Source organism: Massilia sp. BGA-UO-ETr-WB1 (assembly GCF_059567845.1).
The window spans coordinates 92,644-110,815 of the sequence record NZ_JCAQOT010000025.1; the positions used below are offsets into that span (position 1 = coordinate 92,644).

The 18,172-nt window shown below is 66.3% G+C and carries 17 protein-coding genes; 11 read left to right on the forward strand and 6 right to left on the reverse strand.

Annotation, left to right across the window (positions count from 1 at the left end):
- Positions 1-24: 24 nt before the first annotated feature.
- The 6 genes from AC56DV_RS18560 to AC56DV_RS18585 all read right to left on the reverse strand — a co-directional run bounded on the left by AC56DV_RS18560 (position 25) and on the right by AC56DV_RS18585 (position 4,345).
- Positions 25-1,305 (reverse strand): DUF2325 domain-containing protein, encoded by a 1,281-nt coding sequence (locus tag AC56DV_RS18560; RefSeq protein ID WP_496315725.1) that lies wholly within the window; start codon positions 1,303-1,305, stop codon positions 25-27.
- A gap of 9 nt (positions 1,306-1,314) precedes the next feature.
- Positions 1,315-1,650: a hypothetical protein gene (locus AC56DV_RS18565; protein WP_496315726.1), complete on the reverse strand. Its 336-nt coding sequence runs from the start codon at positions 1,648-1,650 to the stop codon at positions 1,315-1,317.
- 96 nt (positions 1,651-1,746) lie between these two features.
- Positions 1,747-1,944, reverse strand: coding sequence for a hemin uptake protein HemP (gene hemP / locus AC56DV_RS18570; RefSeq protein ID WP_496315727.1), 198 nt, complete (start codon positions 1,942-1,944; stop codon positions 1,747-1,749).
- A 147-nt stretch (positions 1,945-2,091) separates the two neighbouring features.
- Positions 2,092-3,024, reverse strand: coding sequence for a Crp/Fnr family transcriptional regulator (locus AC56DV_RS18575; RefSeq protein ID WP_496315728.1), 933 nt, complete (start codon positions 3,022-3,024; stop codon positions 2,092-2,094).
- A 137-nt stretch (positions 3,025-3,161) separates the two neighbouring features.
- The gene (locus AC56DV_RS18580; RefSeq protein WP_496315729.1) at positions 3,162-3,806 is read right to left on the reverse strand and encodes a response regulator; all 645 of its coding nucleotides are present in this window, start codon (positions 3,804-3,806) and stop codon (positions 3,162-3,164) included.
- 71 nt (positions 3,807-3,877) lie between these two features.
- Positions 3,878-4,345, reverse strand: coding sequence for a universal stress protein (locus AC56DV_RS18585; protein ID WP_496315730.1), 468 nt, complete (start codon positions 4,343-4,345; stop codon positions 3,878-3,880).
- A gap of 418 nt (positions 4,346-4,763) precedes the next feature.
- On the opposite strand from AC56DV_RS18585, the gene AC56DV_RS18590 reads away from it, so the two are divergent.
- From AC56DV_RS18590 to trpB, 11 genes are all read left to right on the forward strand, one after another.
- Positions 4,764-5,609: a protein phosphatase CheZ gene (locus tag AC56DV_RS18590; RefSeq protein ID WP_496315731.1), complete on the forward strand. Its 846-nt coding sequence runs from the start codon at positions 4,764-4,766 to the stop codon at positions 5,607-5,609.
- A complete protein-coding gene (locus AC56DV_RS18595; protein WP_496315732.1) occupies positions 5,609-7,510 on the forward strand; it encodes a chemotaxis protein CheA in 1,902 nt (633 codons plus the stop codon). The genes AC56DV_RS18590 and AC56DV_RS18595 overlap by 1 nt, the downstream gene beginning before the upstream one ends.
- Before the next feature lie 186 nt (positions 7,511-7,696).
- On the forward strand, positions 7,697-9,100 hold the full coding sequence (gene leuC, locus AC56DV_RS18600; RefSeq protein ID WP_496316422.1) for a 3-isopropylmalate dehydratase large subunit: 1,404 nt from the start codon (positions 7,697-7,699) through the stop codon (positions 9,098-9,100).
- A 30-nt stretch (positions 9,101-9,130) separates the two neighbouring features.
- Positions 9,131-9,253 carry a hypothetical protein gene (locus AC56DV_RS18605; protein ID WP_496315733.1) on the forward strand — a complete coding sequence of 41 codons (123 nt, stop codon included), beginning with the start codon at positions 9,131-9,133 and terminating at the stop codon, positions 9,251-9,253.
- A gap of 49 nt (positions 9,254-9,302) precedes the next feature.
- Complete coding sequence (leuD, locus tag AC56DV_RS18610) at positions 9,303-9,950, forward strand: 3-isopropylmalate dehydratase small subunit (RefSeq protein ID WP_496315734.1); 648 nt, start codon at positions 9,303-9,305, stop codon at positions 9,948-9,950.
- Between the two features lie 9 nt (positions 9,951-9,959).
- Positions 9,960-11,033, forward strand: a complete 1,074-nt coding sequence (gene leuB, locus AC56DV_RS18615; protein ID WP_496315735.1) for a 3-isopropylmalate dehydrogenase — start codon at positions 9,960-9,962, stop codon at positions 11,031-11,033.
- Between the two features lie 18 nt (positions 11,034-11,051).
- The gene (gene asd / locus AC56DV_RS18620; protein ID WP_496315736.1) at positions 11,052-12,179 is read left to right on the forward strand and encodes an aspartate-semialdehyde dehydrogenase; all 1,128 of its coding nucleotides are present in this window, start codon (positions 11,052-11,054) and stop codon (positions 12,177-12,179) included.
- Positions 12,180-12,436: 257 nt separating this feature from the next.
- On the forward strand, positions 12,437-15,334 hold the full coding sequence (locus AC56DV_RS18625) for a motility hub landmark protein FimV (RefSeq protein WP_496315737.1): 2,898 nt from the start codon (positions 12,437-12,439) through the stop codon (positions 15,332-15,334).
- Between the two features lie 69 nt (positions 15,335-15,403).
- Positions 15,404-16,246 (forward strand): tRNA pseudouridine synthase A, encoded by an 843-nt coding sequence (locus AC56DV_RS18630; RefSeq protein WP_496315738.1) that lies wholly within the window; start codon positions 15,404-15,406, stop codon positions 16,244-16,246.
- A 12-nt stretch (positions 16,247-16,258) separates the two neighbouring features.
- Positions 16,259-16,954: a phosphoribosylanthranilate isomerase gene (locus tag AC56DV_RS18635; RefSeq protein ID WP_496315739.1), complete on the forward strand. Its 696-nt coding sequence runs from the start codon at positions 16,259-16,261 to the stop codon at positions 16,952-16,954.
- The gene (gene trpB, locus AC56DV_RS18640) at positions 16,935-18,170 is read left to right on the forward strand and encodes a tryptophan synthase subunit beta (protein ID WP_496315740.1); all 1,236 of its coding nucleotides are present in this window, start codon (positions 16,935-16,937) and stop codon (positions 18,168-18,170) included. The genes AC56DV_RS18635 and trpB overlap by 20 nt, the downstream gene beginning before the upstream one ends.
- Positions 18,171-18,172: the final 2 nt, after the last annotated feature.

Below are 18,172 nucleotides of genomic sequence, written 5' to 3' on the forward strand. Positions count from 1 at the left end.
CTGGTGCAAGCCAGCGGGTTTTTTTTATGCCAGGTCGGCTTCCTCCAGCCCGCGCGCCAAGCTGGAAATGCTGGGGTTGTCGATGAAGACGCAGCGCTTGCCGGTGCGCTTGCAGAAGTCTTTCACGCGCCAGTAGGCGCTGTGGCTGATGCAGCCGGTCTGGCAGATCACCAGGTCGGCGGCGGCCAGGCTGGCTTCGAGCTTGTTGGCGTTGTCCTCCAGCCCGCCGTCGTGGTGCGCGAACTGCGCGCCCACGCGTTCGATCAGGGCGCGGTAGGTGGCCACGTTGCCGGTGCGCCCGCCCACGCACAGGATGCTGCGGTCGGCCAGCCGCTCCGGCATGCGCACCACGTGCTCGGTGACGCCGGCGGCGCCCTGGCCGGGCGCGCCGGCGCCCGCCGCCGCGCTGTCGGCCGCGTGCTGGGCGGCGGCGTGGCCGCCCGGCACCGCCTGCGCGGCCTGCATGGCTTGCGCGGCATGGCTGGCCTGGGCGGCGTGCGCCGCCAGCGCGCCCTGGGCCCGCGCCAGTTTCTGCTTCAGTTCCGCCACCTGGTTGCGCAGCGCGCGCTCGCGCTCGTCGACCTGGCTCAGGCGCTGCGCCAGGCGGTCGCGCGTTTCCAGGCCGGGGATGGAGGCGCGCAGCTGCTCCAGTTCATGGCGCAGCGAGTCGGCCATGCTGTCGCGCCCCACCAGCTGGGCGCGCAGCTGCATCAGCTGGCCGGCGTGCCGGTCCAGTTCGGCATTGCGCTCCAGCTGCATGGCGGCGTTGCGCTGCTGCAGCCGCGCCAGTTCGCGCGTCATGCGCGAGTTTTCCTCCAGCACCGCGTGGAAGCGCGTGATGTCGGCCCGCGCGCAGGCGCCGGCCTGGTGCTGCACCATGTGCAGGTCGCGGCACATCTGTTCTTCCAGCTCCGGCGTGCAGCGCGCGTGCGTCAGGCCGGCCCAGAAGGCGCCGGCCACGTCGCCGTTGGCCACGGCGGCGCGCCACAGCGCGGCCACCGCTTCGGTGTCCTTGGCGCTCTTGAAGCGCAGCAGCACACCGGCGTAGCGCCGCTCCAGTTCCTTTTGCAGCGCTTCGGACAGGCGGTTGCGGGCGCCGCACTCGGTGACCACGCCCACGTGCACTTCGTAGTCGTCGGCCACCACGGTGCCGCCGGTGACTTTGCCCACCAGCTTGCGCAGCGCGGCCAGCGGCATGCCCACGCCCACCAGCGGGCAGTGGCAGGCATGGCCCAGTTCCCACAGGCGGCGCCGGCGCGAAGTGTGCGCGGCCGGGTCCGGTTTTGCCAGGTGTTTATCGCACATGCCGCCGCCTCACGCCGCCTGTTCGCCGGAGCGCGAGCGGGCAATCAGCCGCTCCAGGAAGTTGTGTTTTTCCCGCGCCGGCATGGAGCGCTCGACCACGCCGGCCCACTGCTCGGACAGCTGCTGGCAGGTGGCGCTCAGCACCGGCGCCAGTTCCGGCAGGCTGGCCAGCGCCTTCAGGTGGCGTTCGATGACGGACGCCAGCTTCAGGCAGGCGCCGCTTTCGCCGGCGTTGGCCGTGTAATGCGACATCAGGTGCAGCACCGCAGACAGCATCAGCTCCGGGCGCTGGCCGCTCTGGTTGGTGGTCAGGAAGATAGGGTCGGTACGGTCGATGATAGCCATCAGGCACTCCTCGCAAGGTCAGGGTGGCTGGCTACCGCAGGGCGGATGGCTGGCGGGGAAATATAGGGCGGCGTCGCTGGGCGCCCGGGCGCGGGTTCAGGCAGTAAGAATGAGCTTGCCGAGCTGGGTGATGCGCAGGCGGTAGACTTTGTTGCCGTGTTCAATTTCCACTTCGCGCTGGTCCTGCATCAGGCCGGCGCTGGTCAGGCGGCGGACGGCGGACGCGGCGGGGCTGCGCACCGGAGCGGGGATGGCGGTGCCGGCCGGGACCGGGCTGGATTTCTCTGCATGCATATTGGACACTCCATTAAATGAGAACGATTCGCATTTGCATTATTGTTCAAGGCTGCTTTATTTGCAAGAACAATTTACATGGAGCGCGGGCATGAAAAAAGGCCCGCCGGGGGACGGGCCAAACTGGGGTAAAACCGGGGAAAAACGCTAAACGGCGGCGTACAGCGGCTGGCTGGCCGGCGCCGGCTGGGCCGGGGCGGGTGCGTTCGGCGCCAGGATGGGCGCGGCGGTGGCGATGGCGGCGGCCGTGGCGGCCGCTGCCGCCGGCTTGGCGCGGGCTGCGCCCGGCTGGCGGCCGCGCGCGCGCGACGGCGGCAGGCGGCGCAGGTTTTTCAGCGCCTCCGGGTCCTTGATGCCGATGGTGCGCTGGTCCACGCTGATCAGGCCGACCTCGTTGAAGGCCGACAGCGTGCGGCTCACCGTTTCCAGCGTCAGGCCCAGGTAGCTGCCGATTTCGTGGCGCGTCATGCGCAGGTTGAACAGCTTGCTGGAATAGCCCATTTGCGCGAAGCGGTCCGACAGCGCCACCAGGAAGCGCGCCACGCGGGCCTCGGCGCTGAGCGCGCCCAGCATGCCGATCATGGCTTGCTCGCGCACCAGTTCCCGGCTCATCACGCCGTACATCATGTTTTCCAGTTCGATGTGGACCCGGCCCAGGGCCGCCAGCTTGCGGAACGGCAGCAGGATCAGGTCGCAGTCCGACAGCGCCACCGCTTCGGACGAGTAGTGGCGGGTGTGGATGCCGTCCACGCCCATCATGTCGCCCTTCATCGGAAAGCTCAGCACCTGCTCGTTGCCGAACTCGTCGATCAGCACGGTTTTCAGGAAACCGGAATTGACGATGTACAGCATGTCGAACGGCTGGCCGATGGTGTGGATGCGCTGGCCGGTCTTGAACTGCACGTGCTGGAACAGCAGCTCTTCCGAGTGGGCGATGTTGACTGGAGGGATATGCAGCAGCTCGCAGACTTCCTTCAGATTCGACCACAGCCGGCCCTGGCGCTGACGTCCGGCTTCCAGGCCGGACGGAGGCACCGCCGGCGCGCCGGGGCGGAATTCAGTGATTTGCGTAGACTGCATGCTTTTCTCCTTGTAGCAGTTATGACCATCTGGCAACTTCTAACGTGTGATTTCAGTATGCCAACATGGTCTTGCCATTGATATCAGCCGAGGCTGATTGTGGGCGTAGGAGTAAGCGCCCAGCCGTAGGACTAATCCTACGTCTTGAAGGGGGATAGCAGGCGGTGGGCCACTGCGTACTGCACCATCTCCGAGAGGGAATTCATGCCCATCTTCTGCATGATGCGGGTCTTGTGGGTGCTGACCGTCTTTACACTCAAATGCAAGCCATTGGCGATTTCCGTGATGGATTTGCCGGCCACCAAGAGCGAAAAGACCTCGAATTCGCGGTCCGACAGCTGTTTATGCAACAGGCTCTCGTTCGGCATCATGATGTTCAGGGCCAATTGCTCGGCCACTTCGGTGCTGATGTAGGGGCGGCCGGCGGCCACGCGGCGGATCGCGCCCACCAGCTGGGTGCCGGCGCTTTCCTTGGTCAGGTAGCCCTGCGCGCCGGCGCGGATGGCGCGCACCGCGTACTGTTCCTCCTCGTGCATGGTGAGGATGAGGATGGCCAGCTTGGGCGCCTCGCTCTTGATCTGGCGGATCAGCTCGACGCCGCTGCGGCCCGGCATCGACAAGTCCAGCAGCAGCAGGTCGAAGCCGCCTTGCCGGATGTGGTTCAGCACATCGAAGCCGTCGATGGCTTCGCCTACGATGTCGATGTCGGGTGCTCCGTCGAGGATGCGCTTGAGTCCCTCGCGCATAATGGTGTGGTCGTCGGCAATGACAATTCTGATCATGGATTGCGGTGGTGTCGATGCGTGATGATGGATAAACAAGGGTGGCGCAGAGGCGCCACCCGCAGGCGGGATTAGTCGGGCAGCGGTTCTTTCAGCAGGCGGTGCACCAGCACCGGCAGCTTGGAATGCGACAGCACCTTGTTGGTGACGCTGCCCAGCAGCAGCTGGCCCCAGCCGCTGCGGCCGTGCGAGCCCATGAAGATCAGGTCGCAGCCCTGCTGCTGTGCCACGTCGACGATCTTGAGCGCCGTGCTTTCGGCAAAGGCCGTCATGCCCTGGCACTCCACGCCCTTCTTGCGGCAGGACTCCAGGATGGGCAGCACGTGCTCGGCGCCGGCGCGCTGCATGGCGGCGCGGTATTCCTCTTCGCTGGGATAGCTGGGGGGAATGATTTCAACGTAGATCGGATATTGGTATTCCGGCGCCACGAACAGGGCCAGCACTTCGGCGCCCATCTGCTGGGCGAACGACACGCCGGCGCAGGCCGTCATCTTGGAGACGGCCGAACCATCGGTGGTAATCAGGATTTTGCGGTACATATGCAGCTCCTTTTCTGTGAAATCCGCATCGCTACACGGTGCCCATACTTCATTGTAGCCCCGATTCCGTCCATTATTAGGATGGAAAGACTTGATATTTATCAAGGAACTCGCGGACGGTCGGAAAAAACCGAGGACTGTCCTGGACGCGGTTTTTTTTCCCTGCTGGGTGGTTTTTGTTCCTCTGGGGCATATCCGTGCATGCCCTGGCGATGTTAGTATCTGCAAATACAACAGTAAACTTCGTTTTCGCCATGCCGCAGGACAGGGCACACGCCTTTGCCGAGCCGGTGATTGAACAACCGGGCGGCGCCCTGCTACACTCGCGTAAGCGGTTTGAATATTGCCGGGCGTCATCACAAGGGATGCCGCGGCGCGCAGCAAGCAGCAATTTGACAAATTATGGAGAAGCAGGGATATGACCAACGCCGCTGATGATTTCGACGCACTATTTGATGAAGTGTCCGCGCAACGCGCTACAGAACCGGCACCTGCAACTGCAACCCCACCCGCAAGCTCCGCTCCAGCCGCCTCGGCCGAGGACGACCTGGAGAGCCTGTTCGACGAAGTCTCCGCCGCCCGCCCGGCCCCGGCCGCCGCCGCCGCGCCGGCCGCTCCGGCGGCAACTGCGCCGGCCGCCGAGCCCGCAGCCGCCGTCGACCACGGCGACAACCCGATGTTCGAACGCCTGGGCGGCATCGTGCGCCTGCTGCACGATTCGCTGCGCGAACTGGGCTACGACAAGGCGCTGACCGAGGCGTCGGCCCAGATCGGCGACGCCCAGGACCGCCTGGAGTACGTCGCCACCCTGACCGAACAGGCCGCCAACAAGGTGCTCAACACGCTGGACGACGGCATGCCGGCCCAGGACGTGCTGTCCAAGCAGTCCAGGGAAATGGAAGACCGCTGGGCCGCGCTGTTCGCCGGCAAGCTCAGCCTGGACGAATTCAAGACCCTGGCCGGCGATTCGCGCGCCTTCGCGCAAGCGGTGTCGGCCGCCACCGAGGCGGAAAAAGCCCGCCTGCTGGAAATCATGATGGCGCAGGACTTCCAGGACATCACCGGCCAGCTGATCAAGAAAGTGGTCGGCATCACCAAGACGGTCGAGTCCGAACTGGCGCAGCTGTTGAAAGACAACGCCCCGACCGAAGTGCGCGAGAAGATTGCGCAGAAAGAGGTGTCGCTGATGTCCGGCCCATCCGCCCCGGCGGTGGCGCTGAACCAGGACAGTGTCGATGATCTGCTTGCCGATCTGGGATTCTAATGGACGATATGCTCAAGGAGTTCGTCGTCGAGGCGATGGACCTGGCTGTAAATGTTGAAGAAAACCTGCTGCGCCTCGAACGCGACCCGGAAAACAAGGAAACGCTGAACGCCGTCTTCCGTGCCTTCCACACCATCAAGGGCGGCGCCGGCTTCATGAGCCTGGGCGCGCTGGTGTCGGCTTGCCACCTGACGGAGAACCTGTTCGACGCGCTGCGCACCGGCGCCGCGCCGGTGACGCCGATCGCGATCGAGGCGGCGCTGATGGCGTCCGGCTTCGTGGCCGACCAGCTCACCGAACTGAACAACGGCGGCGCGGCCGAAGACCTGCCGGCCATGCCGGCCGAGCTGGAAGCGATCCTGAAGGACGCCATCGAAGGCAAGGCCGCCGCACCGGCCAAGCCTGCCGCCGCCGCGCCTGCGGCTGCCCCTGCTGCGGCTGCCGCGCCGGCTGCCGCCGCCGCGCCGGCCGGCGCCGCTTCGGCGGACGGCCTGGACTGGGAAGGCATGTACATCGCCGTGGTGCCGGAAGGTACTTACACGCGCAGCGCCCCGGCGCCTGCCGCGGCCCCGGCCGTCTCGGAAGGCGTGGCCGCAGCCATCGTGGCCGCCGGCGGCACGCCGCCCGCCGCGCTGGCCGAGGTGCACGCCGAGGCCGCGCCCGCCGCAGCCCCGCGCGCCCGTCCGGAACGCGACGACAAGGCGCACGCCGCGCCGGCCAAGGAAGAAAGCATCCGTATCGACGCGGTCAAGCTGGACGCGCTGCTGGAAGTGGCGGGAGAGTCGGTGCAGGCCGCCAACCAGGCCGCCGTGCTGCTGGAACGCCTGCAGCAATTCAAATTCGAAGGCCAGGCCGCCAGCCTGATGTCGGCGCTGACCGAAACGCTGGAGCGCGCCTCGCGCTACTCCAGCGAACTGCAGCGCGCCACGCTGGCCACCCGCATGCAGCCGGTGGGCCGCCTGTTCCAGAAGTTCCCGCGCCTGGTGCGCGAGCTGGCGAAAGACCTGGGCAAGGAAGTCGAGCTGACCATCGAAGGCGCGGAGACCGAAGTCGACCGCGTGGTGGTCGACAGCCTGTACGATCCGCTGGTGCACATGCTGCGCAACGCGCTCGACCACGGCGTGGAGTCGCCGGACGTGCGCGTGGCCGCCGGCAAGCCGGCCAAGGCCTACATCTCGCTCAAAGCGTGGCAGGAAGCGAACAGCGTCATGATCGTGCTGCAGGACGACGGCAAGGGCATGGACCCGATCGCGCTGCGCAAAAAAGCGGCGGAAAAGGGCCTGATCTCGCCATCTGCTAACATGACGGACGACGAATCGTACCAGCTGGTGTTCCTGCCGGGCTTTTCGACCAAGGAAGTGGCCTCCAGCGTGTCCGGCCGCGGCGTCGGCATGGACGTGGTGAAAACCGCCGTGGAAAAGAACCGCGGCGCCATCCACATCGACTCGACGCTGGGCAAGGGCACCAAGTTCGCCATCCGCCTGCCGATCGAGCTGTCGATCGTGCCGACCATGCTGGTCTCGACCTCGGGCGCGCTGCTGGCGCTGCCGATGGCCGTGGTGCAGCGCGTGGTCGAACTGCCGGAGGAGTTCATGGAAGTGGGCGGCGCGCCGGTGCTGAAGGACCAGGGCCGTCCGCTGCCGGTGCGCACGCTGGCCGGCGCGCTGGGCTACGCGCCCGCGTCGGAACGTGTCGGCATCGTGGTCAACGCGCCGCAGCCATACATCCTGGCCGTGGAAGCGGTCGACGGCACGGCCGACCTGGTGATCAAGCCGATGACGGCGATTTCGGTCGAAGGCATTACCGGCACCGCGCGTTCCGCCGAGGGCGAACTGGTGCTAGTGGTAGGCCTATCGTTCCTGATGGACGGATGCAGGGGTAGTGTGCGCATGGCGGCTTGAAACCCGCCGGCAGCAAGAAAACACAAAAGCCTGCGAGATCCGCAGGCTTTTTTTTCAAAGGGCGTCATAACAGGTGGATCGGAACCCTAAGCCGCATCGGCTCACGAGGCGGACAGACGGGCTTGGTTTTGCATTGCACAAATATGGCATAATCAAAGTGAAATTCTCACACGGGCAGTAGCAGCAATCATGAAGACGCTTTACGACAAACTCTGGGAATCCCATGTGGTGCGCACCGAAAACGACGGTACGTCCATTCTTTATATCGACCGCCACCTGGTGCACGAAGTAACCAGCCCGCAGGCGTTCGACGGCCTGCGCGCCGCCAACCGCCAGCCGTGGCGCATTTCCGCCAACCTGGCCGTGGCAGACCACAACGTGCCGACCACCGACCGCTCGCACGGCATCGCCGACCCGACCTCGCGGCTGCAGGTCGAAACGCTGGACGCCAACACCAAGTCGGTCGGCATGACCTACTTCAACATGAACGACAAGCGCCAGGGCATCGTGCACGTGATCGGGCCGGAGCAGGGCGCCACCCTGCCGGGCATGACGGTGGTCTGCGGCGACTCGCACACCTCCACCCACGGCGCCTTCGGCGCGCTGGCGCACGGCATCGGCACCTCGGAAGTGGAGCACGTGCTGGCCACCCAGACCCTGCTGCAGAAGAAATCGAAGGCCATGCTGGTGCAGGTGGACGGCGCGCTGCCGGCCGGCGTGACCTCCAAGGACATCGTGCTGGCCATCATCGGCAAGATCGGCACCGCCGGCGGCAACGGCTACGCCATCGAGTTCGGCGGCTCGACCATCCGCGCGCTGTCGATGGAAGGCCGCATGACGGTCTGTAACATGGCGATCGAGGCCGGCGCGCGCGCCGGCATGGTCGCCGTCGACGACACCACCATCAACTACGTCAAGGGCCGCCCGTTCTCGCCGGTGGGCCCGCACTGGGACCGCGCGGTGGAATACTGGCGCACCCTGCATTCGGACGCCGGCGCGAAATTCGACCTGGTGGTCACGCTGAACGCGGCCGAGATCAAGCCGCAGGTCACCTGGGGCACCTCGCCCGAGCAAGTCATTTCCGTGGACGGCCGCGTGCCGGACCCGGACCTCGAGAAAGACCCGGTCAAGCGCGACGCCATGGAAAAAGCCCTGGTGTACATGAACCTCAAGCCGAACACGGCCATCGAGGACATCCGCATCGACAAGGTCTTCATCGGCTCCTGCACCAATTCCCGCATCGAGGACCTGCGCGCGGCGGCCGCCGTGGTGCGCGGCAAGCAGCGCGCCTCCAACGTCAAGCTGGCGCTGGTGGTGCCGGGTTCCGGCTTGGTGAAGGAACAAGCCGAACGCGAAGGCCTGGACCGCATCTTCCGCGACGCCGGCTTCGAATGGCGCGAGCCGGGCTGCTCCATGTGCCTGGCCATGAACGCCGACCGCCTGGAACCGGGCGAGCGCTGCGCCTCGACCTCCAACCGCAACTTCGAAGGCCGCCAGGGCCAGGGCGGACGCACCCACCTGGTGTCGCCCGCCATGGCGGCGGCAGCCGGCATCGCCGGCCACTTCGTCGACGTGCGCAAAGTACACTGATCATTTAACCGAAACTAAGAGTATCCCACCATGAAAACGCTGACCACCCTGATTATCGCCACCCTCGTCCTGACCGGCTGCAACACCATATCCGGCATCGGCAGGGACGTACAAAAGGTCGGCCAGGTCGTGACCGGCGCCGGCGGGAAATAACAGCTATGCACCCGGCCCCGGGCCGGACTGCACATCGCAGAAAAACATCATGGAAAAATTTACGATCTACGAAGGACTGGTGGCGCCGCTTGACCGCGCCAACGTCGACACCGACGCCATCATCCCGAAGCAATTCCTGAAGTCCATCCACCGCACCGGCTTCGGCCCCAACCTGTTCGACGAGTGGCGCTACCTGGACCACGGCGAACCCGGCATGGACAACAGCAAGCGTCCGCTGAACCCGGACTTCGTGCTGAACCAGCCGCGTTACCAGGGCGCCTCCATCCTGCTGGCGCGCAAGAACTTCGGCTGCGGTTCCTCGCGCGAGCACGCGCCGTGGGCGCTGGACCAGTACGGCTTCCGCGCCATTATCGCGCCCAGCTTCGCCGACATCTTTTTCAACAATAGCTACAAAAGCGGCTTGCTGCCCATCGTATTGAGCGAGCAACAGATCGATCATCTGTTCAATGAAGTCAAGGCCTTCCCCGGTTATCGCCTGGTGGTGGATCTTGAACAGCAGCGTATTTCCACCAGCAACGGCAGCGTCTCCTACCCCTTCGAGATCGACGCCTTCCGCAAATACTGCCTGATGAACGGACTTGACGATATCGGCCTGACGCTGCGCCACGCAGACGAGATCCGCGCCTTCGAAGAGCGTCATCTGGCGAACCAGCCCTGGCTGGCCAACGTCATTTAAGAACCCACCATGAAAATTGCAATCCTCCCGGGCGACGGCATCGGCCCGGAAATCGTGGCGCAGGCAGTCAAGGTACTGAATGTGCTGGACGAGAAGTTCGAACTGGAAACCGCCCCGGTCGGCGGCGCCGGCTACGCCGCGCACGGCCACCCGCTGCCCGAAGGCACGCTGGCGCTGGCCAAGGCGGCCGACGCGGTGCTGTTCGGCGCCGTCGGCGACTACCAGTACGACGGCCTGGAACGCGCGCTGCGCCCGGAGCAGGCCATCCTCGGCCTGCGCAAGAACCTCGGCCTGTTCGCCAACCTGCGTCCCGCCATCCTGTACCCCGAGCTGGCCGGCGCCTCCACGCTCAAGCCTGAAGTGGTGTCCGGACTGGACATCCTGATCATCCGCGAACTGACCGGCGACATCTACTTCGGCCAGCCGCGCGGCGTGCGCGAGTGCCCGGACGGCCCCTTCAAGGGCCAGCGCGAAGGCTTCGACACCATGCGTTACGCCGAAGGCGAAATCCGCCGCATCGCCCACGTGGCCTTCCAGGCCGCGCAAAAGCGCGGCAAGCGCCTGACCAGCGTGGACAAGGCCAACGTGCTGGAAACCTTCCAGTTCTGGAAAGACATCGTCATCGACGTCCACAAGGAATACCCGGACGTGGCGCTGGAGCACATGTACGTCGACAACGCCGCCATGCAGCTGGTGCGCGCGCCGAAGAAGTTCGACGTCATCGTCACCGGCAATATGTTCGGCGACATCCTGTCGGACGCGGCCGCCATGCTGACCGGCTCGATCGGCATGCTGCCGTCGGCCTCGCTGGACGCCAACAACAAGGGCCTGTACGAGCCGTCGCATGGTTCCGCGCCGGACATCGCAGGCAAAGGCATCGCCAATCCGCTGGCGACCATTCTGTCCGCAGCCATGATGCTGCGCTTCTCGCTGAACCGCCCCGGGCAGGCGGACCGCATCGAGAGCGCCGTCAAGAAGGTGCTGTCGCAAGGCTTGCGCACCGTGGACATCTATGAAGCCGGCACCACGAAGGTCGGCACGGAACAAATGGGCGATGCAGTGGTTGCAGCGCTGGCACAATAAAACTCAAGGGATAGCAAAATGAAACTCGTAGGTCTGGTAGGTTGGCGCGGCATGGTCGGTTCGGTCCTGATGCAGCGCATGCAGGAAGAGGGCGATTTCGCCCACATCGAGCCGGTGTTTTTCACCACTTCGAACACCGGCGGCAAAGCGCCGGCGATGGCGAAGAATGAAACCGTGCTGAAGGACGCCACCAATATCGACGAACTGAAGCGCTGCGAGATCATCATCTCCTGCCAGGGCGGCGACTACACCTCGGAAGTGTTCCCGAAACTGCGCGCGGCCGGCTGGAACGGCTACTGGATCGACGCGGCCTCCACGCTGCGCATGGAAAAAGACGCCGTCATCGTGCTGGACCCGGTCAACCTGAACGTCATCAAGGACGCGATGGCCAAGGGCGTGAAGAACTTCGTCGGCGGCAACTGCACCGTGTCCTGCATGCTGATGGGCCTGGGCGGCCTGTTCAAGCACGACCTGGTGGAATGGATGACCTCCATGACCTACCAGGCGGCATCGGGCGGCGGCGCGCAGCACATGCGCGAACTGCTGACCCAGTTCGGCACCATCAACGCCGCCGTGCGTCCGCTGCTGGACAACCCGGCCTCGGCGATCCTGGAAATCGACCGCCAGGTGCTGGCCACCCAGCACGGCTATTCGGCCGACGAGATCAAGCAGTTCGGCGCCCCGCTGGCCGGCAACCTGATCCCGTGGATCGACAAGGACCTGGGCAACGGCCAGTCGAAGGAAGAGTGGAAGGGCGGCGCCGAGACCAACAAGATCCTGGGCCGCGGCCTGGACTTCGGCAGCGCCCCGATCCCGGTCGATGGCCTGTGTGTGCGCATCGGCGCCATGCGTTGCCACTCGCAGGCGCTGACCATCAAGCTGAAGAAGGACGTGCCGCTGGATGAAGTAAACGACATCATCGCCGGCGACAACCAGTGGGTGAAGTTCGTGCCGAACACGCGCGAAGCGTCGGTGCGCGACCTGTCGCCGGCCGCCGTCACCGGCAGCCTGACCATCCCGGTCGGCCGCGTGCGCAAGATGAGCATGGGCGGCGAGTACCTGTCGGCCTTCACCGTGGGCGACCAGCTGCTGTGGGGCGCGGCCGAACCGCTGCGCCGCATGCTGCGCATCGTGCTCGACAAGTAAGCTGTAAGCAGCCGTGCAAAAGGCCGATTTCATAGGGAAATCGGCCTTTTTTTTAAGCATCAAACTTTGAATTCAGCACAGAGGTGACAGAAGCAGCGGCAAAGCTTGCATGCTGTTGTCCATGGTGATATGTTGGTATATCTCGGAAAGCAACTTTTCCGCTCACCACAGACGCCCACGACACTATGCATGTAAATCGCCCCCCCAAGACCGTTACGTTCGCGTTGAAAACACTCGCCAGCGCTATTGCCTGTGCAGTGCTGCTGTCCCCGGCAGCCAACGCAGCCGGGCTGGGCAAGCTGACCGTGCTGTCGTCGCTGGGCCAGCCGCTGCGCGCCGAGATCGAACTGACCGCCGTCACTCCGGAGGAGGCTGCCGGCCTGGCCGCCAAGCTGGCCCCGGCGGACGCCTTCCGCCTCGCCAATATCGAGTTCAACCCGGCGCTGCTGTCGCTGCGCTTTGAAGTGGACCAGCGCAACGGCCGCCAGTTCATCCGCGTCAGCTCCACCCAGCCGGTCAACGAGCCCTTCGTCGACATGCTGCTCGAGCTGAGCTGGACCGGCGGGCGCCTGGTGCGCGAATACACCTTCCTGCTGGACCCGGCCGAGCTGCGCAGCACCCAGCCGGCGCAGGTGGCCGCCCCGGTCGACGTGCCGGGCCGCGCCGCCGCGCAGGCCGGCGCCGCCACCCCGTCGCCGGCCGCCCTGGCGGCAGCGGCGCGCGCCCAAGCCCAGGCGCAAGCCCCGGCGCCGCGCGCCGCCCCGGCCCCGGCCCCGCGCGAGCCGTCCGCCGAGGGCGAGAAGGAATACCGCGTCAAGCAGGGCGACACGCTGGGCCGCATCGCCTCGCGCCTGAAGCCTGCCGACGTGTCGCTGGACATGATGCTGGTGGCGTTGTACCGCGCCAATCCGGAAGCCTTCATCGGCAACAATATGAACCGCCTGAAGTCGGGCCAGATCCTGGCGGTGCCGGATTCGGACGCCATCAAGGGCGGCGCCGATCAGGGCGAAGCGCACGGCGTGGTGGTGGCCCACGCGGCCGACTTCAACGCCTACCGCGCCAAGCTGGCGGGCCAGGTGTCGGCCAGCACGCCGGCCAAGGCGCCGGAAACCAGCCAGAGCGCGGCCGGCAAGATCACCGCGAAAGTGGAGGAGCGCCCCACCGCCGTCACCGAATCGAAAGACCAGCTGAAGCTGTCCAAGGCCACCGGCGCGCCAGCGGAAGGCAAGACCGCGATGGCGGGCGAGGAAGACAAGATCGCCCGCGAAAAGCAGGTGGCCGAAGCCAATGCCCGCGTCAAGGAACTGGAAAAGAACGTCGCCGACCTGGAAAAGCTGATGGCGGTGAAGAGCAAGGCCATGGCCGAGAAGCAGCAAGCGGCCGCCACGCCGGCCGCTCCGGCAGCCTCGGCCCCCGCGCCGGCGCCGCTTGCTGCCGCGCCGCTTGCTCCGGCGCCCAAGCCGAAAGTGCCCGTGGCGCCGCCGCCGATTGCCGAGCCGGGCGTGATGGACATCATCATGGACAACATCCAGGCCATCGGCATCGCCCTGGCCGCCTTGCTGGCCGGCGCCGGCTATATCCTGGCGCGTCGCCGCAAGCAGGAGCAGGCCACCGTGCTGAGCAAGCCGGAAATCAGCGTGCTGGGCGATCCCGGCGCGCAAGCCCAGCCTTTGATCGCCGAAACCGGCGGCCAGAGCGTGGACACCAACAACAGCGTGTTCAACTCCAACTTCGCCCCGTCGGCCAGCCAGCTCGACACCAATGAAGTCGATCCGGTGGCCGAGGCGGACGTGTACATCGCCTACGGCCGCGACGCGCAGGCCGAGGAAATCCTGAAGGAAGCGCTGCGCACCCACCCGGAACGCCACCCGGTGCGCCTGAAGCTGCTGGAGATCTACGCCAACCGCAAGGACGCGCGCTCCTTCGAAATGCAGGCCAGCGAGCTGTATGCCATGACCAAGGGCGAGGGCGAAGAGTGGGCGCAGGCGGCGCTGCTGGGCCAGGCCATCGATCCGCATAATCCGCTGTACGCCAATGCGACCGGCGGCAGTGCCGGCGTTGGCGCCGGCGCTGCCGTGGCAGGCGCCGCCGCAGGCTTTGCCGCTGCCGGCGCGGCCGCCAGCGAGCCGACGGCCGACGACTTCGCCAGCATGTTCGCCGAGCCGCCGCCGGCGCCCGCCACGCAAGCGCCGTCTGCCGCCGATTTCAGCGGCCTGGACCTGGATCTGAGCCTGGACGCCACCCCCGCCCCGGCAGCTCCTGCCGCGCCGGAGCCGGTCGCCGAATCGAACCTGATGGACTTCGACCTGGACCGCGACGCCACCGCGCTGCCGTCTTTCGACGAGCCGGCCGCCACCACGGCGCCGACCCCGGCCTCGGTGGCTGCGGCCGCCGACGCCGACCATTTCCTGGACTTCGACCTGGGCGGCCTGAGCTTCGAGCCGGTCGCCGCCGCCGCACCGGCCATCGAAATGCCGGCGCCGACGGAAGAGCCGGCCATCGTGGCCGAGGCGCTGGAGCGGAAGGCCGAGTCGGCCGCCGCCGAGCCATTCGACTTCGCCTTCGACCTCGAGCCGCCGGCCAAGGCCGAACCGGCCCCGGCACCGGCAGCGGCACAGAACGACGCCACGGCCACCCCGGCCGCGCTGTCGGCAGACGCCGAGGCGGCAGATTTCAGCATGGACTTCGGCCTGGACCTGCCGGCCTCCGCCAGCGCGCCCACCCCGGCCCCGGTACAGCCGGACCCGCTGGCCGAACTGGACATGATGGACTTCAAGCTGCCCGATGCACCGGCGCCGGCACCGGCTGCTGCCGGTGCCGAGCTGTCCATGGACGACTTCGACATTCCCGACCTGGCCGACGCCACCGCCACCCCGGCGCCCGCTGCCGCGCCGTCGGCCCAGGCCGCACCGGAGTTCGACCTGTCCGGCATCGACCTGGACCTGCTGGGCAGCGCCGCCGCCAAGAGCCCGCTGGCCGGCGACGACGAAATGTCGGCCATGCACATGGAAATGGACACCAAGCTGGACCTGGCGATCGCCTACCAGGAAATCGGCGACAAGGAAGGCGCGCGCGAGCTGCTGGATGAAGTCATCCGCGGCGGCAGCGACGACCAGGTGGCCCGCGCCAGCTCCATGCGCGCCTTGCTGGGCTAAGGGGCAGGGCAGCGGCCCCTTGCCCCGGCGGGTATAATGCGCCGAGGCACACAACATACAGAGCAGCAATTGAAACGCATCGCATTAGGAGTCCAGTACGACGGCACAGCCTGGCAAGGCTACCAGACCCAACCCTGCGGCAACACCGTGCAGGACCAGCTGGAAAAGGCGATCGAACGTTTCGCCACGGTGCCGCTGGCCACCACCTGCGCCGGCCGCACCGACGCCGGCGTGCACGCGCTGGGCCAGGTGGTGCACTTCGACACCGAACTGAACCGCGAAATGCACGCCTGGGTGCGCGGCATCAATGCCTTCCTGCCGGACTCGATCGGCGTGCGCTGGGCCAAGGAACTGCACGAGGTGGCGCCCTACGACCCCGCCGCAGCGGATGCCAATCCGCCGCTGCACACCGCGCAGGACTTCCACGCCCGCTTCAGCGCCCGTTCCCGCACCTACCACTACCTGCTGCACAACCACCAGGTGCGCTCGCCGCTGCTGGCCGGCCGCGCCGGGTTCACGCACCGCCCGCTGGACGTGGAGCGCATGCGCGCCGCCGTGCCCGCGCTGATCGGCGAGCACGACTTCACCACTTTCCGCGCCGCGCACTGCCAGGCCAAGACCCCGGTCAAGCAGATGCACGAGATCCGCATCGAGCGGCATGGCGACCTGATCGTGTTCACCCTGCGCGCCAGCGCCTTCCTGCACCACATGGTGCGCAACCTGGTGGGCTCGCTGGTCTACATCGGCGCCGGGCGCGAGGAGCCGGAATGGCTGGGGCGGCTGCTGGCGATGAAGGACCGGTCAAAGGCCGCGCCCACCTTCATGCCGGATGGCCTGTACCTGGCCGACATCGAATACGACGACAAGTGGGGCCTGCCGCAGGAAAGCGCGCGCCCGCTGCCGTGGTTTTAAAAGGATAAGCGCATGCACCGCACCCGCATCAAGATCTGCGGCCTGACCCGCGAAGAAGACGTGGCCGCCGCAGTGGCCGCCGGCGCCGACGCTGTCGGTTTCGTGTTCTACGACAAGAGCCCGCGCTACGTCACGCCGCGGCGGGCCGCCGAGCTGATCGCGGGCCTGCCGCCCTTCGTCACCGCCACCGGCCTGTTCGTCAACGCCACGCCGCAGCAGGTGGCCGAGACGGTGCGGATCGCCCCGGTGGGCCTGCTGCAATTCCACGGCGACGAGACGGCCGAGCAGTGCGCGGCCGCCGCCGAACTGGCAAACCGCCCCTATTTGCGGGTATTTCGCGTCAAACCCGACACTACGCCGGGCGATTTGCTAGAATACGAAACACAATGCCGTGCATCCAGCAGGCTGTTTTCGGGCCTGTTGCTCGATACCTGGGTGGATGCCTACGGCGGCGCAGGAAAGGTTTTCGATTGGTCACTCGTTCCAAAAGATCTCGCGCATCGGGCCGTTTTGAGTGGTGGCTTGAGCGTACTCAACGCGACTGGCGCGGTGGCTCAGCTACGCCCCTACGCGGTTGACATCAGCAGTGGTGTCGAAGCGTCCAAGGGCATAAAAGACGCCCACAAGATCGCCGCCTTCGTGCGCGCGGTCCGTGCGGCCGATGCCACCTTTGAGAGAGATCCGCACCATGAAAGACCAAGTCCCTAATTCGCTGTTCCACGCGTCCGATTACCATCTGCCCGACGCGAAGGGCCATTTCGGCCCCTACGGCGGCGCCTTCGCCGCCGAAACGCTGACCTTCGCGCTGGCCGAGCTGAACGCCGCCTACCAGCACTACAGCAAAGACCCCATCTTCCTCGACGAGTTCCGCTACGAGCTGAAGCACTTCGTCGGCCGTCCATCGCCGATCTACCACGCCAAGCGCTGGTCCGAGCAGGCCGGCGGCGCGCAGATCTACTTCAAGCGCGAAGACCTGAACCACACTGGCGCGCACAAGATCAACAACGTGATCGGCCAGGCGCTGCTGGCCCGCCGCATGGGCAAGAAGCGCATCATCGCCGAAACCGGCGCCGGCCAGCACGGCGTGGCCACGGCCACCATCTGCGCCCGTTTCGGGCTGGAGTGCGTGGTCTACATGGGCAGCGAGGACGTCAAGCGCCAGGCGCAGAACGTGTACCGCATGAAGCTGCTGGGCGCCACCGTGGTGCCGGTGGAGTCCGGTTCCAAGACCCTGAAGGACGCGCTCAACGAAGCCATGCGCGACTGGGTCACCAACATCGAAAACACCTTCTACATCATCGGCACCGTGGCCGGCCCGCACCCGTACCCGATGCTGGTGCGCGACTTCCAGTCGGTGATCGGCGAGGAATGCCTGGTGCAGATGCCGGAAATGACCGGCCGCCAGCCGGACTACGTGGTGGCCTGCATCGGCGGCGGCTCGAACGCCATGGGCATCTTCTACCCGTATATCGACCAGCAGCAGGTGCAGCTGGTGGGCGTGGAGGCGGCGGGCGAGGGGCTGGACAGCGGCAAGCACGCGGCCTCGCTGACCAAGGGCTACCCGGGCGTATTGCACGGCAACCGCACCTATCTGCTGCAGGACGACAACGGCCAGATCATCGAGACGCACTCGGTGTCGGCCGGCCTGGACTATCCGGGGGTGGGGCCGGAGCACGCCTACCTGAAGGACAGCGGGCGCGCGCAGTACGTGTCGATCACGGACGAGGAAGCGCTGCAGGCCTTCCACGACTGTTGCCACATCGAGGGCATCATCCCGGCGCTGGAGTCGTCGCACGCGCTGGCTTACGCGGCCAAGCTGGCGGCCACGCTGCCCAAGGACAAGATCGTGCTGGCCAACCTGTCGGGCCGTGGTGACAAGGATATGCATACGGTAGCGGAGCGCATGGGGCTCAAGTTCGGGTAATG